At 35.3% G+C, this 1021-nt stretch carries 2 protein-coding genes; both read right to left on the reverse strand.

Translation table 11 applies throughout. The annotated features are described in order from the left end of the window. Positions 1 to 90: 90 nt before the first annotated feature. On the reverse strand, positions 91 to 333 hold the full coding sequence (locus DYI81_RS17825) for a hypothetical protein (RefSeq protein ID WP_205669756.1): 243 nt from the start codon (positions 331 to 333) through the stop codon (positions 91 to 93). A 260-nt stretch (positions 334 to 593) separates the two neighbouring features. Further along, a complete protein-coding gene (locus tag DYI81_RS17830) occupies positions 594 to 884 on the reverse strand; it encodes a hypothetical protein (RefSeq protein WP_117008204.1) in 291 nt (96 codons plus the stop codon). Between the last annotated feature and the right edge of the window lie 137 nt (positions 885 to 1021).

The following is a 1021-nucleotide window of genomic DNA, read 5'->3' on the forward strand; positions in this document are numbered from 1 at the left end:
AGTCATTTGAATGATTTCTTCTTGGTCTACGTGTCATAAAATACTCCATATATTGATGTTTATAACATCATTTGGGGAGCAAAATATCACTTATAAGTGTTGTTCAAATTTCCTGATCCACCTCTCTTCAACTAATTGCACCACGTCTTTAAACGTAGCAACCAAAGTACAGTATTCAATACTCTCTTGGTCAAAAACCTGAAATGCAGGAATCAATACACAAAGGTGAGTAATAAAGTCTGTCTGGCTAAAACCATCATTTAGTTGGTAATCAACAAAGTTATTCACTGCGGTCATTACAGCCGCTTGATGCGAGAGATCGTATTGCAACATGTCGATATTCCTTAGTTATGTTTGATGCATAACTAAGGAGGAAGAGTTATTTATTATGTATACGTGATCTACATTGTAGATATCTATGATCTGTATAAGTGAATAGATTTATCATGAGTTAATTAATAATATTATTTACCGACTTAGTCTGCAGGCCAAGGGTAACAAAACTGACCTGTATATAAGGTAGTGTACTTTTCGCTCTCACTGCATTCATGCATTTTTACTCAAATATCCATTTACGAGAGTTAAGGCAGAAATTAGCTTTTATTGTTATTTTTAGGATTGAACAGTCCATACCGCTTCTGATCCTCTAAGCTTAAATTCAACTCTTTGCAGTTAAGCGCATACTCTACAGGATCAACTGATATTTGCTCAAACTCAAGCATATGAAAGGCATCTTGTTCCTTTTTCTGCTTTATCTCTTCAGCATCATAACGACAAAAATAAACTCGGTCACAGAGGTCCGAATTTTGTAATGGTAATACTGCATGATCAAAGTAAACTTTTGAATTCTCCAACTTGCGTACCTCTTTAATGAAAGGCTTCATTTCACTACGGAAAGAGGTGGTCCCACTTGTTTGAACAACTAAAAGCTTATTTATAAGTGATACTCTGCTCTAGTTAAGCTACCTTATTTTGTTGTGGTAGCTGGTCATAGTAAAACTCATCTGGAGTCATTTTGTCC

The sequence above is a fragment of the Acinetobacter sp. SWAC5 genome, from assembly GCF_003419885.1.
GTDB lineage: Bacteria > Pseudomonadota > Gammaproteobacteria > Pseudomonadales > Moraxellaceae > Acinetobacter > Acinetobacter cumulans.

What these genes read in the sequence shown, in the direction of transcription:
- DYI81_RS17830 (WP_117008204.1), bottom strand. Translation starts at nt 884, where the DNA reads ATGAAGCCTTTCATTAAAGAGGTACGCAAGTTGGAGAATTCAAAAGTT.
- DYI81_RS17825 (WP_205669756.1), bottom strand. Translation starts at nt 333, where the DNA reads ATGTTGCAATACGATCTCTCGCATCAAGCGGCTGTAATGACCGCAGTG.